The following is a 20411-nucleotide window of genomic DNA, read 5'->3' as shown; positions in this document are numbered from 1 at the left end:
ACAGCCATCAACGCGGCGCCAGTCAAGCGGCTAACGGTGTATGGGTCGCGATTTCAGTGCGGTTGCGGCCATTTGCCTTGGCGCGATAGAGGGCGGCGTCGGCGCGCGATAGCAAGCTGTCAAGAGATTCGGCCGGCGTTTGTTGACTAGCAACACCGATGCTGATCGTGCAAGATGGCACGCCTGGTTGTTGGCATTCAAGCAATTGCGCCTGGATGCGCTGGGCCAGCTGCTGCGCCTGCGGCAGCGCGGTTTCCGGCAGCAGCGCGACAAATTCCTCGCCGCCGAAGCGGGCCACGAGATCGCATTGGCGCACTGAGCGCATCACCACCGACGCCACGTGCACCAGCACTTTGTCGCCCTGCGCATGGCCATGCTGGTCGTTGATCGCCTTGAACAGGTCAAGGTCGATTGCCATCAGCGACAGCGGCGAATCGTGGCGCTGCTGGCGCGCCCGCACGCCGCTGAAGCCTTGCAGGAAGCCGCGGCGATTCAATACGCCCGTCAGCGGATCGTGGGTGGAGCGCTGCTCCAGGATCTTTTGCAGCTTGCGGGTGGCCAGCATCAGGAAGGCCACCGTCATCAGCAAGGTCATGAAGTTGGCCAGTGCGAGGTAGACGTTGACCAGGGGGCTGCGCTGCATCAGGTCCGCCGCTTCGCCGTTGATGAACATGGCGGCCACGCCGCGCGTCAGCACGTTGACAACCTGCAGCGCCAGCAGGACGCCGAAGAACCAGCTCGTGAAATGAGGCGTACGATGGCGCCAGACCAGCCGTAACTGGTCCAAGTAAAACACCGCGACCAGGAAGCTGAAGGCCGTTGCACGGCGCGGGAAACTGGGCTCCGCCAGCAGCCACCACAGGATGGCCGCCAGCTCCAGCACCCACACCGCGTGGAATATCCTCCAGCCCGGCGGCGCGCCGAAAAAGCGCCGCGTTCCCACCATCGACAGCCCAATGCCCCACATCAGGCAGGTATTTGCCGCAGGCAGCGCCAGTTCGTCAGGCAGCAGTCCGCGCGACAGGAACAGGCCGCCGGCGCCCACCATGCAAAGCAGTCCGCAGGCCCAGTACCCGACGCCAGCGACCTCGCGGCGGAAGCTCACATGCATGGAGTACATGGCTACCGCCAGCACCGCGCAAGTCAGCGTGGTGGTGAACAGGATGGTGAACGGGTCCAGCGCGGACTTCACGGCTGCATCAGGCAGTCGGGCGGCGCAGGCTGGTTTTCTGCTGCTCCACCGCGATGCTGATGCCCGGCGCGCGGTCGCCTTGCAGCACCACGTCGAAGGCCATCAGTTCGTCGCGCCGGAAAGCATGCACCTGCACGGTCTCACCGACCTTGTAGCGCGACAGCAGGGCGTCGACATTGGACGGATTGCCGCTGACACGCAGGCCGTCGATCGCCACCAGCAGGTCGTTGGCCGAGAGGCCGGCCTTCTGCGCCGCGCCGCCGTCGTGCACGGCGCCCAGCTTGCAGTCGGCGCCGTCGCGGCCGATGTTGACGTCCAGGCTCGGCTTGGACGACTTGCGTTCGTCCCTGTAGCCGACGCCGAACTGCGGCAGCAGCTTTGCCAGCGGTACGTCCTCGGTGCCGCGGATGTACTTGTCGAAGAAGGTCTTCAGCTTGAAGCCGGCCACATTATCGAACAGCGCTTCCACCTCTTCCGGCGTGACGCCGCGCGCTTTGCCATTATAGAAATCGCGGCCGAACTTTTGCCACAGCGCGCGCATGATGTCGTCCAGCGAGCGCTTGCCGTTGGTCTTGGCGCGAATGGTCAGGTCCAGGCCCAGGCCGATCAGCGAGCCCTTGGCGTAGTAGCTGACGATGGCGTTCGGCGAGTTTTCATCCTGGCGATAATACTTGCCCCAGGCGTCGAAGCTGGAATCGGCCACGCTTTGCTTGCTGCGGCCGCTGCCGCGCAGCACGGCGCCGGCGGTCTTGCCCAGCATCTTGAAGTAGCCCTCTTCCGACAGCAGGCCGGCGCGCACCAGCATCAGGTCGTCGTAATAGCTGGTAAAGCCTTCGAACAGCCAAAGCAGCGGGGTGTAGTTCTCCACCTGGTAATCGTAAGGCGCGAACACCGCCGGCTTGATGCGCTTGACGTTCCAGGTGTGGAAATACTCGTGGCTGCACAGGCCGAGGAACTTCATATAGCCTTCACTTGGCTCCTTGCCTTTCTGCGCGGTGGTGGGCAGGTCGGCACGGGAGCAGAACAGCGCCGTGGAGGCACGGTGTTCCAGGCCGCCATAGCCGTCGCCCACTACCATGGTCATGAAGACGTAGCGTTCCATCGGCGCTTTTTTCGTGCGCGGCTCGAAGAAGGCAATCTGCGCCTCGCAGATCTGTTTCAGGTCGGCGCAGACGCGGGCGATATCGAGGTTGGGCACGCGGCCGGTGAACACCACGTCGTGCTGCACGCCCAAAGCCTTGAAGCTGGCAATTTCAAACGTGCCCATTTCGACCGGGCTGTCGATCAATTCGTCGTAGTCCTGCGCGATGTAGGTGCCGAAGCCGTAGCGCTTGGCCTTCAGTTCCGGCAGGGCCGTAGCGACGCGCCATTTGGCCGCTGCCTCATGGGCCGGGCGCTGGATGTCGACCACATGCGGCTCGCCTTCCTGGCCAACGGCGCGCAGGAACACGCTGGTGCCGTTGAAGAAGCCGTGGGTCTGGTCGAGGTGGGCGGCCCGCACCGACAGGTCCCAGGCATAGACTTCGTAGTGCACCGTGAGCTTGCCCTTGCAAGGCGCAGCCTGCCAGGAGTGCTTGTCCAGCTTCGCCAGTTCCACCGGCTGGCCGCCGGCTTCGGCGCGGATCTGCACGATATTGCGCGAGAATTCGCGGATCATGTAGCTGCCGGGGATCCAGGCCGGCAGCACCAGGACCTGCCCCTCCGGCGCCGGGGTCTCAATCGTCATCGCGACCTGGAACATATGGGTGGCCGGGTCTTGGGCGGCGATGGTATAGCTGATTTTTTTGCTTTTCATTGGATGTCGGACGGCGTGTCGATGTCCTGCAGGATGCCGGGATCGTTCACCGTCAGTTCGTTAACCGGGTTGTTCTTCAAGATGCTGCGGGCGCCCTGGTCGCCGGCCAGCGCCAGCAAGGCTTGCAGGTGGGTACGGCCGAAGGCGACCGGGTTGCCGCGCCGGCCTTCGTGCACCGGTGCCGCGATGGCCGCAGTGCCTGAGGCGCTGCCGCCCTGCCCGACCGCGCCTGCCAGCGCGGCCATTGTGGCCGGCTGCACATAAGGCATATCGGCCAGCGCGATCAGCCAGCCGCCGGCATCGCGCGCGTGCTGCACAGCGCATGCCAGCGAAGCGGCCATGCCATCTCCAGCGTTGGCGCAAACGACAACTTCACAGCCAAGGCCGCGCAACAAGCCTGCCGTTGCCGCGTCTTCCGGGCGCACCACGGCGAATACGCGCGGCACGGCTGCCAGCAAGGCGCGGGCACTGGCCACAACGACCGGATCGCCATTCGGCAGCGCCTGCAGCAGCTTATAGCGCTCGCCAGTGGGATCGAAACGGCTGCCGCGGCCTGCCGCCAGCAGGACGCCCACCACTGCGCTCCCCACGGCGCCTGCGTCCGCAACTACGGCGGACGCGATGGCGGCAGTTGGGGCGGCCACGTGCGATGCCCGCCTTAAGCTGTGGACAGGTCGAACGGCAGCTTGCGAACGCGTTTGCCGGTCAGTTTGAACACTGCGTTGGCCAAGGCCGGAGCCAGCGGAGGCAAGCCAGGCTCGCCCATGCCGGTCGGATTGTCGGTCGATGCGACGGTGAACACCTCCACCACCGGCATGTCCGTCATGCGCGCCACCGTGTAGTCGCTGAAGTTCGACTGTTCAACCACGCCATCTTTCAGCGTGATCGCCGCGCCGGGCAAGGTAGTGCCGAGGCCCATCAAGGCCGCGCCCTGGACCTGCGCCTCGATGGTCATCGGGTTCACCGGCAGGTTGCAATGCACGCCGGCGGTTACCTTGTGCAGCTTGGGCTGGCCATTCTTCATCGACGCCACCACGACGTATGCCACGGAAGTTTCGAACGATTCATGCAGCGCCACGCCCCAGGCCTGGCCTTTGGGCAGCTTGGCCTTGCCGTAGCCCGACTTCTCCACCGCCAGGTTCAGCGCCGCCAACTGGCGTGCATGTTTGGGGTCGATCAGCTTGCGCCGGTATTCCACCGGATCCATCTTGGCGACATGTGCCGCCTCGTCGATCAGGGTCTCCATCACGAAGGCCGTGTGGGTCGAACCGACGGAGCGCCACCACAGCACCGGCACATTGGCCGTCACATTGTGCACGCTCAGGTTCATCGGCACCGAATACGGGTCGCCCATGCCCTCGACCATGGTCGCGTCCACGCCATCCTTCACCATCATCGGTTCGAACGGCGTGCCGGTGATGATGGACTGGCCGACAATCACATGGTTCCAGCCAACGATATTGCCCTTGGCATCAAAGCCGATATCGGCCTGGTGCACATGGGAAGGACGGTAGTAGCCGCCCTTGATATCGTCCTCGCGGCTCCAGATCAGCTTGACCGGCCCCTTGCCCCAGGCCTTGGCCACATTCACCGCTTCCACGATGTAGTCGGAAGTCGGCACCGCCCGGCGGCCGAAACCGCCGCCTGCCATCATGGTGTTCAGCGTGACCTTGTCCGGCGTCAGGCCGGCCGCCTTGGCGGCAGCCACCGCGTCCAGGGTCTGGAACTGGCTGCCCGCCCAGATGGTGCAGGAATCGCCCTTCAAGTCCACCACGCAGTTCAGCGGCTCCATTGGCGCGTGCGCCAGGTAAGGGAATTCATAGGTCGCACTGATCTTCTTCGGCGCCTTGGCGATGGCCGCGATATCGGCCTTCTTCACCGGCGTGCCGGGCTTCTTCGCCAGCGCCTTGTACTCGGCGAGCTGCTTCTTGCTGCTGACCTTTTCCAGGCCCTCGGTATCCCACTCGACCACCAGCGCCTCGCGGGCCTGTTTGGCCGGCCAATAGCCGTTCGCCACCACGGCCAGGCCGCTGCCGCCACGGTCGGTATCGACCTTGATGACATCGATCACGCCCGGAATGGCCTTGGCCCTGGAAGCATCGAACTTCTTCACTTTGCCGCCAAACACCGGGGCACGCACCACCAGCGCAACCTTGGCGCCCTCAGGCTTGAAGTCCATGCCGAATTGCTGGGTGCCGCTCGACTTGGCGCGCGCATCCAGGCGCGGCGTCGGCTTGCCGATGATGGCGAAGTCCTTCTGGTCTTTCAGTTTGACTTCTTTCGGCACCGGCTGCTTCATGGCCGCATCGGCCATGGCGCCGTAAGTCGCGTTCTGTCCGGCGGGGCCAGTTAGCACGCCCTTCGAAGCACGCACCTGGGAAACAGGAACTTTCCACTGCTCGGCCGCCGCGGCAACCAGCATGGCGCGTGCCCGGGCGCCGATTTCGCGGTGCTGCTGCCAGGAGTGCTTGACGGCGGTGGAGCCGCCCGTCATCTGGATGCCGAAATTAGGGTCTTTGTACGGATCGCCGGCCGGCGCCAGCGAAGAGCGCACCTGCGACCAGTCCGCGTCGAGTTCTTCGGCGATCAGCATCGGCAGCGCGGTATGCACGCCCTGGCCGAATTCGAGCCGGTTGACCTGGATGGTGACGGTATTGTCAGGCGCGATATGCAGGAAAGCGTTGGGCGCCACCGGCGGCTTGGCCGGCGCATCGGCAGCCAGCGCCCGGGCAAAGCGCCCGCCGCCACTGGCCACGTAGAAGCCGAGGAGCAGGCCACTGCCGGCCTTCAGGAAAGAACGGCGCGACACCCCTTCAGGAGCCGCATCGTCCGCTTGAGCTGCCATGAACCATTCTTTGCGCATGGCGGACTCCCTTAAGCGATGGATTTCGCGGCGTCCTTGATGGCGGCGCGGATCCGTTGATAGGTACCACAGCGGCAGATATTGCCCGACATGGCGTTGTCGATATCGCTATCACTCGGCGCCTTGTTGGTGCGCAGCAGGGCCGTTGCGCTCATCACCTGGCCACTCTGGCAGTAGCCACATTGCGGCACATCGTGCTTGACCCAGGCATCCTGCACCGCCTTGCCCACCTTGTCGGCTGACATGGCTTCGATGGTGCTGATCTTCTGCCCCACCGCCGCCGAAATCGGCGTCACGCAGGAACGGATCGCCTGCCCTTCCAGGTGCACCGTGCACGCACCGCACATCGCCATGCCGCAGCCAAACTTGGTGCCGGTCATATTGAGGTTATCGCGCAAGGCCCACAGGATGGGCGTGGAAGGATCGGCGTCGACTTGCACGTCGCGCCCGTTGATGTTCAATGTGACCATGCCAGCTCCCTAGTTAGTTGGACCTGAACCCGCATTTTTACTTAATGGTGGCGAACTTTGCTTCCAGCGCACGCTGGTCAACGGCTCCTGCAATGCGGCTACCGTCAGCGAAGAAGATCGCCGGCGTGCCATTGATGCTCATTTTCTGGCCCAGGGCCAGTACCTTGTCGTTAGGCGAAGTGCAGCCATTCGGCGCTGCCGGCGCTGCCTTGCCGTTCAACATCCAGTCGTCCCAAGCCTTATTGCGGTCGGACGAGCACCAGATGTTCTGCGACTTGGTGAAAGAATCCGGCGACAGGATGTTGTACAGGAAGGTGTACACGGTCACGTTATCCGTACTGGCCAGGGTCGTCTGGCGGAAGCGCTTGCAATAGCCGCAGTTCGGATCTTCGAAAATCGCCATCACGCGCTTGCCGTTGCCCTTGACGGACTTCAGCGCCAGTTCGAAAGGCAGGTCGTCGAACTTGATCTTGTTCAGGTCATCGATGCGGGCCTGGGTCAGGTCGGTGCGGGTCTGCAGGTCAAGGATGTGGCCTTCCAGCAGGTAGCGGCCGGTCGGGTCGGTGTAGCGCAGCTCATTGCCGATCGCCACTTCATACATCCCGGGGATCGGGGCCTTCCTGATGGAGTCGATCTTGACGCCGTTCAGGCGCTCGGCCAGGGCTTTGCGCACTTGCGCTTCTTCTTTTCCATTCTGCGCATCCGCACAGGACATCAGCATGACCGAGGCCATTGCCAAAACCAGCTTACTCTTCTTCATAGGTTCTCCGCTTACAGCTTTCCGAGGGCATGTGAGATCAGCCGGCGCTTTACGCCCGGCAATTTATCCAGCAAGTTTAGCCCGAAATTACGCACTGCGCGCACCGGTTCGAGATCGGTGGCGAACAGTCGCTCCAGTCCATCCGTTGTGGCCAGCATCAGGCTGACTTCTTCCTTGCGTGCACGGGCATAGCGCGCCAGCACGCGGTCATCGCCGATGGAACGGTGCTCTTCCCGTTCCGCCACGGCTTTCACCAATTCCTGCACATCGCCGAAGCCCAGGTTCATGCCGTGGCCGGCCAGCGGGTGCACCACGTGGGCAGCATCACCCACCAGGGCCACGCGCGGCGCCACCATCGAATGCGGGCGCATCAGCCGCAGCGGGAAGGCCTTGACCACTTCCGGCTGCAGCGGCGCCAGCTTGCCCAGCTTTTCATGGGCAAAGGCGGCCAGCCGTTCGGCCAGCGCAGTGGCGCCTTCGCGGCACAGGGAATCGGCCAGCGTGTCCGGCGCAGACCACACCAGCGAAACCTGGTTGCCCGGCAGCGGCAGCAGGGCCACGATGCCCTGCTCGCCAGTAAACCACTGGTGCGCAACGCCGTGGTGCGGCAGTTCGCAAGCGAAGTTGGACACCACGCCGCTCTGGTTGTACGGGCGGTAATCGAGGCCGATATCGCACTGGCCGCGCACCCAGGACTGGGCGCCGTCGGCGCCAACCACCAGCGAGGCGCCCAGGTGGGAACCATCGTCCATGGTGATCACCGCGCCCTGCTCGTCGTGTTTCAGCGCGACCGCTTGGCCGTGCACGAAATGCACGTTCTGGGCGAAACGCAGCGCGGCATCCAGCGCCTGGTTCAGGTTGCGGTCCTCCACGATCCAGCACAATGTGCCGGTGTGGGCGCCGTAGGCATCGAAGTTCAGCGCGCCGGCCTTGCTGCCGTCGCCATTGACCAGCATGGCGTCGACCGGGGCAATACGCGCCTGATCCATCGCGCCCCACACTTTCAGGGAATCAAGCAGGCGGTGGGCAGTGTGGTTGATGGCGAACACGCGGACGTCCCAGCTCGCCTCGTCCGGGCGGGCCGGCGGCGGAGCCGGCGCCAGCAAGGTCACACTCAATCCGGACTGGGCAAACGCCAGGGCGGCCGTCTTGGCAATGGCGCCATTGCCAACGATGCAGACCGCAGTCTGCATATGGTGATGCGTGGGCTTGTTCATGCGCGCATTATAACTTTCCCACAACAGAAAAAGGCTATTGCAAACCAAGGATTGCCTGCTATAATGCTGCCTCTTGGCCTGGTAGCTCAGTTGGTAGAGCAGAGGATTGAAAATCCTTGTGTCGGTGGTTCGATTCCGCCCCGGGCCACCAAGAATAAAAAGTAAAAACGCCGATCCTTGCGATCGGCGTTTTTGTTTTGTGCAATGGCTTTTGATTTGGTGAGAATTAGCGCATTTTAAGAAGGTATCAAGATGATACCATCTCGCGTTTATATTTCCCCTTAGCAAGTTTTTCAACAAGAGATCAAAAGCATGAAAAAAGCTGTATTCGCCCTCGCCGCGCTGGCAATCGCCTCGTCTTCGTTCGCCCAGGAAGTTGCCGCCCCGGCCAAGACCGTTCGCGGCTTTGTCGGCATCGGCGCCAGCACCGGCGGCGACAAACTGGCCACCGCCGAGTACACCAACGGCGACACGGCCAGCATCAAAGCCGGCTCCGGCGTGTACTTCACCGCTGGCCTGGAATTCCGCATCAATGAGCAGTTTTCCGCGCAAACCAGCGTCAACTTCCACGTGGACGAGCAGTCCGCGCAAAATGGCAGCCTGACGTTCCAGCGCGTCCCGGTAGAAGCCATGGCCTTCTATCACATCAACCAGCAATGGAAGATCGGCACCGGCCTGCGCTATGTATCGGGCGCCAAGCTGAGCGGAAGCGGTGTGGCCGATATCGACGACGTGAAGTTCGACAACACCCTGAGCGGCCTGGTAGAGGCGGAGTATATGTTCTCGCCGCAAGCGAGCATTAAAGTGCGTTACGTGAATGAGAAGTTCGACGTCAAGAGCCGTTTCCGTCCCGTGGAAGTGAAAGCCGAGCACGTTGGCATCTCGGGCAATTACTATTTCTAAGGCCTGCACGAAGCTTGTCCTGGAGCTAAAAATGCCACCTTCGTGTGGCATTTTTGTTTTTGTCGGGAAATTTTACACATTGCCATCCAGGCAATGAATTTCACTAGTAAAACAAGGCGTAACCGCTTGTAACTACAAGCGAAACCAACAATATTGTTGCTATGGCATGATTTGTGCTAATCCTGTTGAGTCTTTGTCAACCCTTGGGATTCTCAATGAAACTTCTTCGCCAGCTCTTGGCTGCCATCGCACTGATCGCCCCGCTGTCAGCCTTTGCCTTCCCGATCGCCACCACCGGCACCGAAGGCAATCCTGTGCTGGTTGGCAGCACCGCCAATATTGTCGCGCGCTACGAGGGCAATTCCGCTTCGTACAGCAATGACCTGTACCTCGTCACCAATGACGGCATCGCGGGCAACGACATTTTCCTGTTCAATAATCATGGCTCGGCCATTGGCGCGACTGTGGACCTGGGCAGCTTTGCCGTGGCTAGCGAACTCGTCTTCCGCCTGCACGTCAACAACACCAATTCGGACTATTTCACCGGGTTGGCCGGCCGCAACCAAGATGGCTCGTTCCACGCACGCGTGCAGGGCAACTGGCTTCCCAACACCACGCTGGTGAGCTTCGAAGACCTGTACAACGGCCCCTTCGAATTCAATGACCTGAGCTTCTCCTTCAGCAACACCACCACGCCGAATGACATCCCGGAACCAGCCAGCATGCTGCTGCTGTCGCTGGGCCTGGCAGGCATTGCCATTGCGCGCCGCAAGCCACGCAAGTCGTAAGCCGAAGCCCCCCCTGAAAACGCCGATCCTCACGATCGGCGTTTTTCTTTCCGGGACAGGACGCGCTTGACGCCATCCCTTCTCCGGCCTATATTAAACCAATCAGTTAATTAATCGATTGGTGAAATTCGATGCAAGATCCTCTCAGCCAAACCTTTTCTGCGCTGGCAGACCCGACCCGGCGCGCCATGCTTGCGCGGCTGTCGCTGGGAGAGGCCAATGTTTCCGACCTGGCCGAGCCTTTCCTGGACGAGATGAGCTTGCCTGCTATCACCAAACATTTGCAGGTGCTCGAAAAGGCCGGCCTCATCACCAAGACGCGCAAGGCGCAATGGCGCTCGTGCAAGATCAATGGCCAAGGGCTGAAGGACGCCGCCGGCTGGATGGAGCAATACCGCGGGTTCTGGGAAGAAAGTTTCGACCGCCTCGAGGCCTACCTGAAAACCGTCACTGCAAAAAACCCACCTGAAGGAGATGAAAATGCCTGAATTCACTGCCCCGAATGAGATTCGCATTATCCGCAGCTATGACGCGCCCGTGCAGGCAGTCTGGGATGCGTGGAACGATCCAGCCCAAGTGGCGCAATGGTGGGGGCCGCGCGGCTTCACGCTGACCACGCACAGCAAGGACCTGCGCGTCGGCGGAACCTGGCGCTACACCATGCACGGCCCGGACGGCACCGACTTCCCCAACATGACCACCTATCACGTGGTGGAGCCGCTGCATAAGCTGGTCTACGACCACGGCGCCACCGAAGACACGCCGCCGCTGTTCCGCGTCACCGTCCTGTTTGAAGAGGTGGATGGCAAGACCCGCATGGACATGACCATGGCCCTGGCCGATGCGCAAGCTGCCGCCCAGACCCGCCAGTTCATCCGCCACGCCAATGGCGATTCGACCTGGGACCGCCTGGCCGAATACCTGGGCAAGCGCCTGGCGGACCAGGACAAGTTCGTCATCAACCGCAGCTTCGAGGCGCCGCTGGCAACCGTGTTCGACATGTGGACCAAGCCCGAGCACCTGGCCCGCTGGCTTCCGCCTACCGGCATGGAGATGCGCTTCCTGCGCGCAGACATTCGCTCCGGCGGCGCATCGCTGTACTGCATGAGCAATGCGGCCATCACCATGTATGGCCGCGCCCATTACGAAGAGATCCGCCGCCCCGACCTGCTGGTCTACACCCAGCAATTCTGCGACGAGAACGAAAACATCGCGCGCCATCCAATGGCGCCGGTATGGCCGGAAACCATGCGAACCACGGTGCAATTCGCTGCCGAAGCGCCGAATCGCACCCGGGTGACGGTAACGTGGGAAGTGGAAGGCAAAGCGACGGCGGCCGAACTGGCGGCCTTCCTCGAGCACCGCGCCAGCATGACGCAGGGCTGGAGCGGATCCTTCGACAAGCTCGAGGCGCTGCTCGGCGCTTAAGGGGAGACCCGCCGCGCGAAGCGGCGGGGAACTTCAATTACGGCTTGGAGGCTGGCGCCGCACCGGCTGCACCGGCTGCGGCTTTGGCAAAGTCACCGGCCTTGATCACCGAAACCGCTTCCGGCTTCAAGTGAGCGCGCAGTGCCTCGTTCACCTGTGCTACGGTCAACGCACTGACTTTGGCTTCCAGGTCCTTCTCGAAGGCCATGGTGCGCTCGAAGCTCAGGTAGCTCGCCAGGCGCCCAGCCAGGCTGGCGTCACCGGTACGGCCCACTTGCTGCGATTGCAGCCAGGCTTTCTTGGCATCGGCCAGTTCAGCGTCGGTGAAACCGTCCTTGAGCGCCTTGGACAGTTCCTCACGCAGCGCAGCTTCTACCTTGGCGGTGTTTTGCGGCGCGCTGATCGCGAAGGCCAGCCACAGGCCGGCCGGATCGCGCGACGGCACCGACAGCTGCGAGCCCACGCCATACGACAGGCCTTCTTTCTGGCGGATGCGGTCGGCCAAACGGCTGCGCAAGGCGCCGCCGCCAAGCATGTAGTTACCCATCAGCAGGGCCGGGTAGGCCGCGGCATCATCCTTCATCGGCACTGGCTGGATCGCGAACAGGACCGAGTTGGCTTTGTCCGGAGTCTCCAGCGAGATGGCCTGGCCTGCCACCTGCTTCATTTCGCTGGCGATGCGGACGTACGGCTGCTCCGCCTTCCAGTTGCCGAACAGCCTGGCTGCCTGCGCCTGCACTGCGGCGATGTCGAAGTCGCCAACCACGGACAGGGTCGCGTTACCGGCGCCATAGTAGGCTTTGTGGAAGGCTTTGACTTGCTCCAGCGTCGCAGCCTTTTGTTCCGCCAACTGCTCCGGCAGGGTCATGGTGTGATGCGGGTGGCCGGCCGGGAAAGTATTGGTCAGGCGCCGCATCGCGTTGCTGGCCAGTGGCTGCGGCTCGGTCAGTTGCTGCTCGGTGCCGGAGATCATATCGCGCTGCTGCTCGGAGAAGTCTTTCGCCGTCAGCGCCGGTTTCATCAGCGATTCGCCCAGCAAGTCCAGTGCTGCCGCCAGGTTGTCGCGCGTGGTGGTCAGGTTGACCGTCACGCCTTCCGCGCCACCGTTGACGTTCACGTTTGCCTTCAGCTTATCCAGCGCATCCTTGACTTCCTGGCGCGACAGTCGCTCGGTACCGCTCAACAGCAACGATGCGGTCAGGTCGCCGATGATGGCCTTGCCCGCCAGGTTCTCGGCCGTTCCCATGCGCAGCTGGATCGATGCGCTGACAGTGTTGCCCTTGGTGCTCTTTGGCAGCAGCGCCAGCTTCATGCCGTTGGCCAGTACTGAACGCTGGGTGCGCTTCTCGATGTTGTCCGGGCTCGGGTCAAACACTTCGCCCTGTGCCACCGCTGCACGGCCTTTGTAGTCCTTGACCAGTGCTGCCACGTCAGGCGTCTTCGGCACTTCGGTGCGGTCCGCCCCTTCGGTAGGAATGAAGCGCGCCAGGGTGCGGTTCGCAGGTTTCAGGTATTTCAGCGCAACCGCCTGCACTGCTGCCACATCGATTTTCTCGACCTGGTCGCGGCGCTGGTGGAACAGGCGCCAGTCGCCGGCGGCTTGCGCCGAAGTCAGGGCGATGGTGAAACGGGCGGTGTCGTTGACGGTCTGGTCGATGTCTTTGGCGATCGAAGCTTTGGCGCGCTCTACTTCTGCTGCGGTCAACGGGTTGGACTTGATGTCCTCCAGCGCCTTCAGCATCGCCTCTTCCACCGCGGCGGTCTGGCCGTCCTTCGGCACGACCGCTGCGAACAGGCGGTAGCCCGGCTCCATCTGGTTGAAATCCAGGTCCATCACGGAAGACGCCAGCTTGGCATCGACCAGGGCTTTGTGCAGTCGGCCGCCTGGTGCTTCGGACAGGATACGGCCAAGCACCTGCAGGGCTGCCGCATCGTCATGGCTGGCCGGGGCCACGTGGTAGCCGGCGGCCACGATCTGGGTGCCGCCGGTGCGGCGGATGGTGACCGAACGCTCGCCATCCTGGGTCGGTTCGGCGGTATAGGTTGGGGCCAGCACGCGCGTCGGCTTCGGGATTTTTCCGAACAGTTCGTTGATCTGGGCCAGCACCCTGGCTTCGTCGAAGCGGCCGGCAACCATCAGGATCGCGTTGTCCGGCTGGTAGTAGCGCTGGTAGAACGCGCGCAGGCGGTCGATGCTGACGCCTTCGATATCGGAGCGGGCGCCGATGGTCGATTTGCCGTAGTTGTGCCAGTCGAAGGCAACCGACATGGTGCGCTCGAGCGTGACGCGGAACGGATCGCTTTCGCCCCGTTCGAATTCGTTACGCACGACGGTCATTTCGCCCTTCTGGGTCTTGTTGTTCCACAGGTCATCCTGGCTGATCGGCGAATTGACCATGCGGTCCGCTTCCAGCTCCAGCATCAGCTTCAGGTTGTCGTCGTTGGCCGGGAAGGTCGAGAAGTAATTGGTGCGGTCATACCAGGTGGTGCCGTTGAAGCGGCCGCCGGTCTGGTTCAGCACTTCCACCGGAGTCTTGCTGCCTTTCTTGATGCCGAAGTTGGCGGTCGGCTTGAACAGCAGGTGTTCCAGCAAGTGGGCCATGCCGGTCTCGCCGTAGTTCTCGTGGCGCGAACCCACCATGTAGACGATGTTGGTGGTCAGCGTCGGCTTGCTCGCGTCCGGGAACAGCAGCACGCGCAGGCCATTGGCCAGGCGGTATTCGGTAATGCCCTCGACCGAGGTGACTTTGACGGCGGCGGCCTTGGCAGCGGCGGCCTTGGCCGGTACGGCTGGCGCGGCGGCGAATGCTGGCGACAGGATTCCTGCGCTGAGCAGGATGGCGGTAAGTAGCTTCACTCTGGGTAGTTCCTATATAAAAATAAAGGTTATCGATTATATAATCGGGAATTTGCCATGGTGAAAATTCTTTAATTTTCGCCGCAGCTCACCACAGGTGCTTGCCGTCGATCACGGTCACAGCGGCCGTGGCAGCATCAAAGCCGTCGAACAGGCGCGCATTGACGCCGATGCGGCGGGTATGGCCATCCCAGCTGCCGTCGAGCTGGAAGTCAGGAGAATCAGAAAAGGTAGCGCAGCCGCACAGCGGGCAGAAATGGTGCGCCACAGCCCTGGTCTTCCAGCGATAGGCGCTGTCGCCCGACGGTGCCGGCACCAGTTTGAACTGGCCCGGGGGAAAATAGGCCAGCAGCGCACCGCGCTTGGCGCAGAAGGAGCAGGTACAACGCGTGAGCTGAGGGGGAATTTCGCCATCGATCTCGAATGCGACGGCACCACAATGGCAACTTCCTTTGATAGTCATGGCCGGCCTCCTGGGGAAAATGCCAATGTAGCGCCATCGGCGCCCCAGGAGCGCGCAGCTATTCCATTATTAACAATATAATTACTTACCATGAATAAACACTTGCACCTCGCCATTGCGGCGCTCACCCTATCCAGCGCCGCGCTGGCCAACGACGGCATTGCCGCAGTTGGCGTTGGCGGCATCGTATTCGGCAAGACCGACGCCATTGCCATGAAAAAGGAAGTGCTGAATATCAGCCACAACCTGATCAGTGTCGACTATGAATTCCTGAACGAATCGGCCAGCGATGTCGAAGAAACCATTGTTTTCCCGTTGCCGCCCTACCCTGCCGCGCAACAGGACAGCGATACCTACTACGGCCAGCCTGACGGTTTTTCCATCCGGGTAGACGGCAAGCCGGTGTCGTTCCAGAGCCGGATGGTAGCTCGCTTGCCTGATGGCAAGGACGTCACGGCGCAACTGCGAAAACTTGGTTTCAGCAACAAGGAAATCGCCTACTCGCCCAGCTTTGGCGCAAAGTCGGGCAGGGCCGCCGCGTTCACTGGACAGCAAGCCAAACAGATGACCAAGCTGGGCCTGCTGGACAAGGATAATGGTGAGCCGACCTGGAAGGTGGAAGTCAATTACGTCTGGAGCCAGAAATTCCCTGCCAATAAAGTCGTGCGCGTGCACCATGACTACCGCCCCTTCGTCGCCGGCGGCCCCGGCGAATCCGGCATGCACGAGGACTTCGCGAAAGTCTACTGCACCGACAAGAGCTACCTGAACGCGCGTGCCAAGGTGGAGGCGCGCAACAATGGCTATGTCAACACGCATAACGTGTCCTACATCCTCACCACCGGCAACACCTGGAAGCGCGGCATCGAAGATTTCACCCTGAATATCGTCAAGCGCAAGCCCGATGAACTGATCAGCCTGTGCTTCCCTGGCACCTTCAAGAAGATCGACGCACGTACCTACCAGGTGCGCCTGTTGAATTTCCAGCCGACCCAGGACCTCGAAGTCCATTTCGGCAACGTCGACAGCAGCGAGGAAGACCAAAGCGGGGTGATGCCGGTGCTGCCCAAATGAGCGCATTTCACATTGCAAAATCCTGATCTCATATCGTAGAAAATTGCTTGGCGGCGCATCATACCGAACAGTTCATTCCGCGAAAAGCAATTTCATATCATGGTAATTGCAAAATATCTCATTGAATTTAAACGATAAAATATAACTTATATGTCTTATATAAGACATGGTGCATCGCAAAAGAACGGCCTATCATTATTCCAAGTGCTTCGCCTTTTTTAATCCGCTTTTTTGCTAGGAATAGACCATGTCCCACTACCAAGACGACATCCAAGCCATCGCAGCCCTGAAGGAACGCAACGGCAGCGCCTGGAACGCCATCAGCCCGGAAGCGGCCGCCCGTATGCGCGCCCAGAACAGGTTCAAGACCGGCCTGGACATTGCCCGCTACACCGCCAAGATCATGCGCGCCGACATGGCCCGCTACGATGCCGACCCATCCCAGTACACCCAGTCCCTGGGTTGCTGGCACGGTTTCATCGGCCAGCAAAAAATGATCTCGATTAAGAAGCACTTCAACAGCACCGACCGCCGCTACCTCTACCTGTCGGGCTGGATGGTCGCTGCACTGCGCTCCGAGTTCGGCCCGCTGCCGGACCAGTCGATGCATGAAAAAACCGCCGTCTCGGCCCTCATCAAAGAGCTGTACACCTTCCTGCGCCAGGCTGACGCGCGCGAACTGGGCGGCCTGTTCCGCCAGCTCGACGCCGCCAGCGGCGACGCCAAGAAAGCCATCCAGGACAAGATCGACAACCACGTCACCCACGTCGTGCCGATCATCGCCGACATCGACGCCGGTTTCGGCAACGCCGAAGCGACCTACCTGCTGGCCAAGCAGTTCATCGAAGCGGGTGCCTGCTGCATCCAGATCGAAAACCAGGTGTCCGACGAGAAGCAGTGCGGCCACCAGGACGGCAAAGTCACCGTGCCACACGAAGACTTCCTGGCCAAGATCCGTGCTGTGCGTTACGCCTTCCTCGAACTGGGCGTGGACGACGGCATCATCGTGGCGCGTACCGACTCGCTGGGCGCCGGCCTGACCAAGCAGATCGCCGTCACCAGCAAGCCTGGCGACCTGGGCGACCAGTACAACGCATTCCTGGACTGCGACGAAGTGGCGGCCGACGCCCTGGGCAACGGCGACGTGATCATCAAGCGCGACGGCAAGCTGCTGCGTCCTAAGCGCCTGCCTTCCAACCTGTTCCAGTTCCGCTCCGGCACCGGCGAAGCACGTTGCGTCCTGGACTGCATCACCTCGCTGCAGAACGGCGCCGACCTGCTGTGGATCGAAACCGAAAAACCGCATATCGGCCAGATCGGCGGCATGGTCAAGGAAATCCGCAAGGTGATCCCGAACGCCAAGCTGGTCTACAACAACAGCCCATCGTTCAACTGGACCCTGAACTTCCGCCAGCAAGCCTACGACCGCATGAAGGCTGCAGGCGAGGACGTGTCGTCCTACGACCGCGCCGCCCTGATGAATGTCGAGTACGACAGCACCGCACTGGCACTCGAGGCAGACGAGAAGATCCGCACCTTCCAGGCTGATGCGGCGCGCGATGCAGGCATCTTCCACCACCTGATCACCCTGCCAACCTACCATACCGCGGCACTGTCGACCGACAACCTGGCCAAGGAATACTTCGGCGACCAGGGCATGCTGGGCTACGTGGCCGGCGTGCAGCGCAAGGAAATCCGCCAGGGTATCGCCTGCGTCAAGCACCAGAACATGTCCGGTTCGGACATCGGCGACGACCACAAGGAATACTTCAGCGGCGAAGCTGCCTTGAAGGCAGGCGGTAAAGACAACACCATGAACCAGTTCTAAGCTTCCTCCTGGGGCAGAACGCCACCTTCGGGTGGCGTTTTTTTTGCCTATTTCCATATGGAATTTGTGTAGTTTCCTGGTCAATTTTGCGGGGAAAGCCAATGTTGCGGTTGACCTCAGGGTTGAAGCCACCTAGCATCAATTTGATAGCCGCTACCCGCGGCTGTCTTCTTCTGTTGTCCAAGGCCATTCATTCCACATTCGATCCCAGGACTCATCATGTTCAAAAAACAGAGCAGAAATCCGCGCGCCAAACTCGCCATGAGCGTGCTGGCGGCAGCCCTCAGCGCCCAGTTCCCTGTCGCCAGCGCCGCAGCCGGCGACATACGCGTCATTGTCGGCTTCAAGGCCGGCGGCGCGGCCAACGGCAAAGCAGCTATCGCGTCAGCGCGCGGCAAGGTGGTACAGGACCTGGCGGAAATCAACGCCACAGCGGCCGAAGTCCCCGGCAGCGAACTGGCCACGCTGCGCAAGAATGCACAGATCGAATTCGTGGAAGAGGACAAGAAACGCCGCCCCTTCAGCGCCAGCATGCCATCGACCGGGAGTCCCTATTTGCCGGGCCAGCTGGTGCCTTATGGCATCGGCATGGTCCAGGCCGACCAGTTGCCCGACACCTATGCCAGCAACCGCACGGTGTGCATCATCGACTCCGGCATCGACCTGGCGCATGAAGACCTGAACGGCAACCGGCTCAGCGGCAACAGCAATCCCGGCACCGGCAACTGGTTCACCGATGAACTGCACCACGGCACCCACGTAGCCGGCACCATTGCCGCCATCAACAATGCCGGCGTCGGCGTGGTCGGCGTCAATCCGGGGCGCCAGTTGAACATCCACATCGTCAAAGTTTTCAGCGCCGACGAATGGACCTACACTTCGACCCTGATCGGGGCCGCCAACAAGTGCGGCGCAGCGGGCGCCAATGTGATCAGCATGTCACTTGGCGGCGAAGAGTCGAGCATCGCGGAGGAACGCGCCTTCGCCGGCCTGGCCAAGCGCGGCGTGCTGTCGATTGCCGCCGCCGGCAACGACGGCAACAATACCCAATCCTATCCCGCCGGCTATAGCAGCGTGATGTCGATCGGCGCGCTGGACGAAAACAGGCAGGTCGCCAGCTTCTCCCAGTTCACGCCAAAAGTCGAGTTGTCGGCGCCCGGTGTCAGCGTGCTGTCGACAGTCCCGATGGGCAGCGGCCGCACCGCGACCCTGCAGGTGAGCGACGTCATTTACACGCCGCTGCCGATGGACGGCACCCCGCCCGGCACCGCATCGGGCGTCCTCGCCAACTTTGGGCTTGGTACTGCTGTCGATGGCGCCATGGCGGGCAAGATCTGCCTGATCCAGCGCGGCTCGGTCTCCTTCGCAGCCAAGGTCACCAACTGCCAGGCCAGCGGCGGCATTGGTGCGGTGGTATACAACAATGTGGCCGGCGAGCTGAATGGCACGCTGGGCGGAACGGCGACCAGCATCCCTTCAGTCGGCGTATCGGATACCTTGGGCGCCTCCCTGTTGCAACAGGCGGGACAGCCCGCGGTCCTGCAAGTGAACGCAACCAGCTATGCGCTGTTTGACGGCACCTCGATGGCGACACCGCACGTATCGGCAGTCGCTGCACTGGTGTGGAGCTACTTCCCGAAATGCAGCGCGGCCCAGATCCGCAGCACGCTGGACAAGACTGCGCTTGACCTGGGCGCGGCCGGCCGCGATCCATACTACGGCTACGGGCTGGTGCAAGCCAAGACTGCCTACGACCGCATCCGCACCATGGGCTGCAATAATTAAGCGGGAGCGACGGCCTTCAGGGCGAGGGAAGCCATGGCCCGGATTCCCTCGTAAGACCTGGCGGAAGCGATAAACCTGCCGTTGTGGCAAAAGCCGGCGTCAGGCACGCCGGTGACAGCCGCCAGTTCGGCGTCGCGCAGTCCGGCCCAGGCCTGCGGCAAGTCGGCGCGCGCATCGAAACTCTCGGTACTCACCGGAACGGTATGCAGCATGTGGCGCTGTTCGGCGATGCTGTAGCTGATCACGAACAGCACCTTCGGCATTTCCTTGCGTACCACCTGGCTCCAAGGCAGCGCGCCATTCTTCAGGAACAGGACCTTGCCGCCTTCCAGCACTTCGCCCTGGCGCACCTGCTCCAGGGCCAGCAAGGCGGCAACGCGGTACCTGACGGCATTGGCCATGACATCGGTCAGCAAGGCCATCGCACGGCGGAATTGCGACAGCCGGAACCCCTCCGTCTCTTCGCCATAACCCAGCCTTTGCTCATCGAGCCAGTTGGTGTTGTAGCCGGAAACCACCGCCGACAGGCCATAGCCGCCGGGCGCGCTTTTCGCAGCGCCAACGTCCGACAGGTCGAGGTACTGCACCACATCGGCATCAATGCCGTAAGCGATTTCGCGCGCCGGCCCTTCGGCCAGCTGCTGTCCGGTGTGCGCCAGGGCCAGGGCAGCCACGCAGCGCGCGCCGTATTCGCGCCACACCAGCCCAGCGCTGGCGTAAGGCACGCCTGACTGCCGCGCCACGTCGAAACCTTTTTGATGGTGGTCGAAGCGGCCGGTGGCCGGGTCCCAGACACCGCCCACATCCACCGCAAAGTCGGCCGTGTCGATGATGGCCTGGTCGCGCGTGCGGATGATCTCGGCGCCGGGATACAAAACGTTGAGGACAGCCACCGCCCACGCATCGTCTGCGTGGAACTTGCCGCTGTGAGTCACTATGAGCATGCCAAATCCAGTTCTATGAAACTACCTGCATGATATACCCTGAC

17 protein-coding genes and 1 tRNA gene are annotated in these 20411 nt (G+C 62.0%); 8 read left to right on the top strand and 10 right to left on the bottom strand.

What is annotated here, in order from left to right:
- Positions 1 to 22 precede the first annotated feature (22 nt).
- From ASD07_RS28035 to ASD07_RS28005, 7 genes are all read right to left on the bottom strand, one after another.
- The gene (locus tag ASD07_RS28035) at positions 23 to 1192 is read right to left on the bottom strand and encodes a GGDEF domain-containing protein (protein WP_082507603.1); all 1170 of its coding nucleotides are present in this window, start codon (positions 1190 to 1192) and stop codon (positions 23 to 25) included.
- A gap of 7 nt (positions 1193 to 1199) precedes the next feature.
- Positions 1200 to 2987: a M61 family metallopeptidase gene (locus tag ASD07_RS28030; RefSeq protein ID WP_055938494.1), complete on the bottom strand. Its 1788-nt coding sequence runs from the start codon at positions 2985 to 2987 to the stop codon at positions 1200 to 1202.
- A complete protein-coding gene (locus ASD07_RS28025) occupies positions 2984 to 3577 on the bottom strand; it encodes an NTP transferase domain-containing protein (protein WP_055938624.1) in 594 nt (197 codons plus the stop codon). The genes ASD07_RS28030 and ASD07_RS28025 overlap by 4 nt, the downstream gene beginning before the upstream one ends.
- Before the next feature lie 68 nt (positions 3578 to 3645).
- Complete coding sequence (locus ASD07_RS28020; RefSeq protein WP_055938491.1) at positions 3646 to 5850, bottom strand: xanthine dehydrogenase family protein molybdopterin-binding subunit; 2205 nt, start codon at positions 5848 to 5850, stop codon at positions 3646 to 3648.
- Between the two features lie 11 nt (positions 5851 to 5861).
- Entirely contained in the window at positions 5862 to 6320 is a 459-nt protein-coding gene (locus ASD07_RS28015) for a (2Fe-2S)-binding protein (protein WP_055938489.1), read from the bottom strand.
- A gap of 37 nt (positions 6321 to 6357) precedes the next feature.
- Positions 6358 to 7080, bottom strand: a complete 723-nt coding sequence (locus ASD07_RS28010; protein ID WP_055938488.1) for a thioredoxin fold domain-containing protein — start codon at positions 7078 to 7080, stop codon at positions 6358 to 6360.
- Between the two features lie 11 nt (positions 7081 to 7091).
- Positions 7092 to 8297, bottom strand: a complete 1206-nt coding sequence (locus ASD07_RS28005) for an FAD-dependent monooxygenase (RefSeq protein WP_055938621.1) — start codon at positions 8295 to 8297, stop codon at positions 7092 to 7094.
- A 75-nt stretch (positions 8298 to 8372) separates the two neighbouring features.
- Between ASD07_RS28005 and ASD07_RS28000 the strand changes: the two genes are divergently transcribed.
- From ASD07_RS28000 to ASD07_RS27980, 5 genes are all read left to right on the top strand, one after another.
- A tRNA-Phe gene (locus ASD07_RS28000) sits at positions 8373 to 8448 on the top strand.
- Between the two features lie 161 nt (positions 8449 to 8609).
- A complete protein-coding gene (locus ASD07_RS27995) occupies positions 8610 to 9200 on the top strand; it encodes an outer membrane beta-barrel protein (RefSeq protein WP_055938485.1) in 591 nt (196 codons plus the stop codon).
- Between the two features lie 215 nt (positions 9201 to 9415).
- Positions 9416 to 9988, top strand: a complete 573-nt coding sequence (locus ASD07_RS27990; RefSeq protein WP_055938482.1) for a PEP-CTERM sorting domain-containing protein — start codon at positions 9416 to 9418, stop codon at positions 9986 to 9988.
- 131 nt (positions 9989 to 10119) lie between these two features.
- Positions 10120 to 10476: a helix-turn-helix transcriptional regulator gene (locus ASD07_RS27985; RefSeq protein ID WP_055938479.1), complete on the top strand. Its 357-nt coding sequence runs from the start codon at positions 10120 to 10122 to the stop codon at positions 10474 to 10476.
- Positions 10469 to 11416, top strand: a complete 948-nt coding sequence (locus ASD07_RS27980) for an SRPBCC family protein (protein ID WP_055938476.1) — start codon at positions 10469 to 10471, stop codon at positions 11414 to 11416. The genes ASD07_RS27985 and ASD07_RS27980 overlap by 8 nt, the downstream gene beginning before the upstream one ends.
- Before the next feature lie 37 nt (positions 11417 to 11453).
- Here the strand turns inward: ASD07_RS27980 and ASD07_RS27975 are convergent, their stop codons facing one another.
- Complete coding sequence (locus tag ASD07_RS27975; RefSeq protein ID WP_055938474.1) at positions 11454 to 14273, bottom strand: pitrilysin family protein; 2820 nt, start codon at positions 14271 to 14273, stop codon at positions 11454 to 11456.
- A gap of 88 nt (positions 14274 to 14361) precedes the next feature.
- Positions 14362 to 14736, bottom strand: a complete 375-nt coding sequence (locus ASD07_RS27970; protein WP_055938472.1) for a GFA family protein — start codon at positions 14734 to 14736, stop codon at positions 14362 to 14364.
- Between the two features lie 90 nt (positions 14737 to 14826).
- On the opposite strand from ASD07_RS27970, the gene ASD07_RS27965 reads away from it, so the two are divergent.
- The 3 genes from ASD07_RS27965 to ASD07_RS27955 all read left to right on the top strand — a co-directional run bounded on the left by ASD07_RS27965 (position 14827) and on the right by ASD07_RS27955 (position 19423).
- On the top strand, positions 14827 to 15810 hold the full coding sequence (locus tag ASD07_RS27965; RefSeq protein ID WP_082507602.1) for a DUF4424 family protein: 984 nt from the start codon (positions 14827 to 14829) through the stop codon (positions 15808 to 15810).
- 247 nt (positions 15811 to 16057) lie between these two features.
- A complete protein-coding gene (locus tag ASD07_RS27960) occupies positions 16058 to 17638 on the top strand; it encodes an isocitrate lyase (RefSeq protein WP_055938466.1) in 1581 nt (526 codons plus the stop codon).
- A gap of 219 nt (positions 17639 to 17857) precedes the next feature.
- Positions 17858 to 19423 carry a S8 family serine peptidase gene (locus ASD07_RS27955; protein ID WP_082507601.1) on the top strand — a complete coding sequence of 522 codons (1566 nt, stop codon included), beginning with the start codon at positions 17858 to 17860 and terminating at the stop codon, positions 19421 to 19423.
- Here the strand turns inward: ASD07_RS27955 and ASD07_RS27950 are convergent.
- Positions 19420 to 20367, bottom strand: coding sequence for an MYG1 family protein (locus ASD07_RS27950; RefSeq protein WP_055938464.1), 948 nt, complete (start codon positions 20365 to 20367; stop codon positions 19420 to 19422). The two genes, ASD07_RS27955 and ASD07_RS27950, sit on opposite strands and share 4 nt — an antisense overlap.
- Positions 20368 to 20411: the final 44 nt, after the last annotated feature.

Origin of the sequence: Duganella sp. Root336D2 (assembly GCF_001425005.1) — a bacterium.
Classification (GTDB): Bacteria; Pseudomonadota; Gammaproteobacteria; order Burkholderiales; family Burkholderiaceae_D; genus Rugamonas.
Note: the sequence above shows the minus strand (reverse complement) of the source record. Positions and strands in the feature narration are given on the sequence as shown.

Bases quoted from the DNA above. Each gene is read 5' to 3' on its own strand.
- ASD07_RS28030 (WP_055938494.1), bottom strand. From the start codon at position 2,987: ATGAAAAGCAAAAAAATCAGCTATACCATCGCCGCCCAAGACCCGGCC.
- ASD07_RS28020 (WP_055938491.1), bottom strand. From the start codon at position 5,850: ATGCGCAAAGAATGGTTCATGGCAGCTCAAGCGGACGATGCGGCTCCT.
- ASD07_RS28015 (WP_055938489.1), bottom strand. From the start codon at position 6,320: ATGGTCACATTGAACATCAACGGGCGCGACGTGCAAGTCGACGCCGAT.
- ASD07_RS28010 (WP_055938488.1), bottom strand. From the start codon at position 7,080: ATGAAGAAGAGTAAGCTGGTTTTGGCAATGGCCTCGGTCATGCTGATG.
- ASD07_RS28005 (WP_055938621.1), bottom strand. From the start codon at position 8,297: ATGAACAAGCCCACGCATCACCATATGCAGACTGCGGTCTGCATCGTT.
- ASD07_RS27995 (WP_055938485.1), top strand. From the start codon at position 8,610: ATGAAAAAAGCTGTATTCGCCCTCGCCGCGCTGGCAATCGCCTCGTCT.
- ASD07_RS27990 (WP_055938482.1), top strand. From the start codon at position 9,416: ATGAAACTTCTTCGCCAGCTCTTGGCTGCCATCGCACTGATCGCCCCG.
- ASD07_RS27985 (WP_055938479.1), top strand. From the start codon at position 10,120: ATGCAAGATCCTCTCAGCCAAACCTTTTCTGCGCTGGCAGACCCGACC.
- ASD07_RS27980 (WP_055938476.1), top strand. From the start codon at position 10,469: ATGCCTGAATTCACTGCCCCGAATGAGATTCGCATTATCCGCAGCTAT.
- ASD07_RS27970 (WP_055938472.1), bottom strand. From the start codon at position 14,736: ATGACTATCAAAGGAAGTTGCCATTGTGGTGCCGTCGCATTCGAGATC.
- ASD07_RS27965 (WP_082507602.1), top strand. From the start codon at position 14,827: ATGAATAAACACTTGCACCTCGCCATTGCGGCGCTCACCCTATCCAGC.
- ASD07_RS27960 (WP_055938466.1), top strand. From the start codon at position 16,058: ATGTCCCACTACCAAGACGACATCCAAGCCATCGCAGCCCTGAAGGAA.
- ASD07_RS27955 (WP_082507601.1), top strand. From the start codon at position 17,858: ATGTTCAAAAAACAGAGCAGAAATCCGCGCGCCAAACTCGCCATGAGC.
- ASD07_RS27950 (WP_055938464.1), bottom strand. From the start codon at position 20,367: ATGCTCATAGTGACTCACAGCGGCAAGTTCCACGCAGACGATGCGTGG.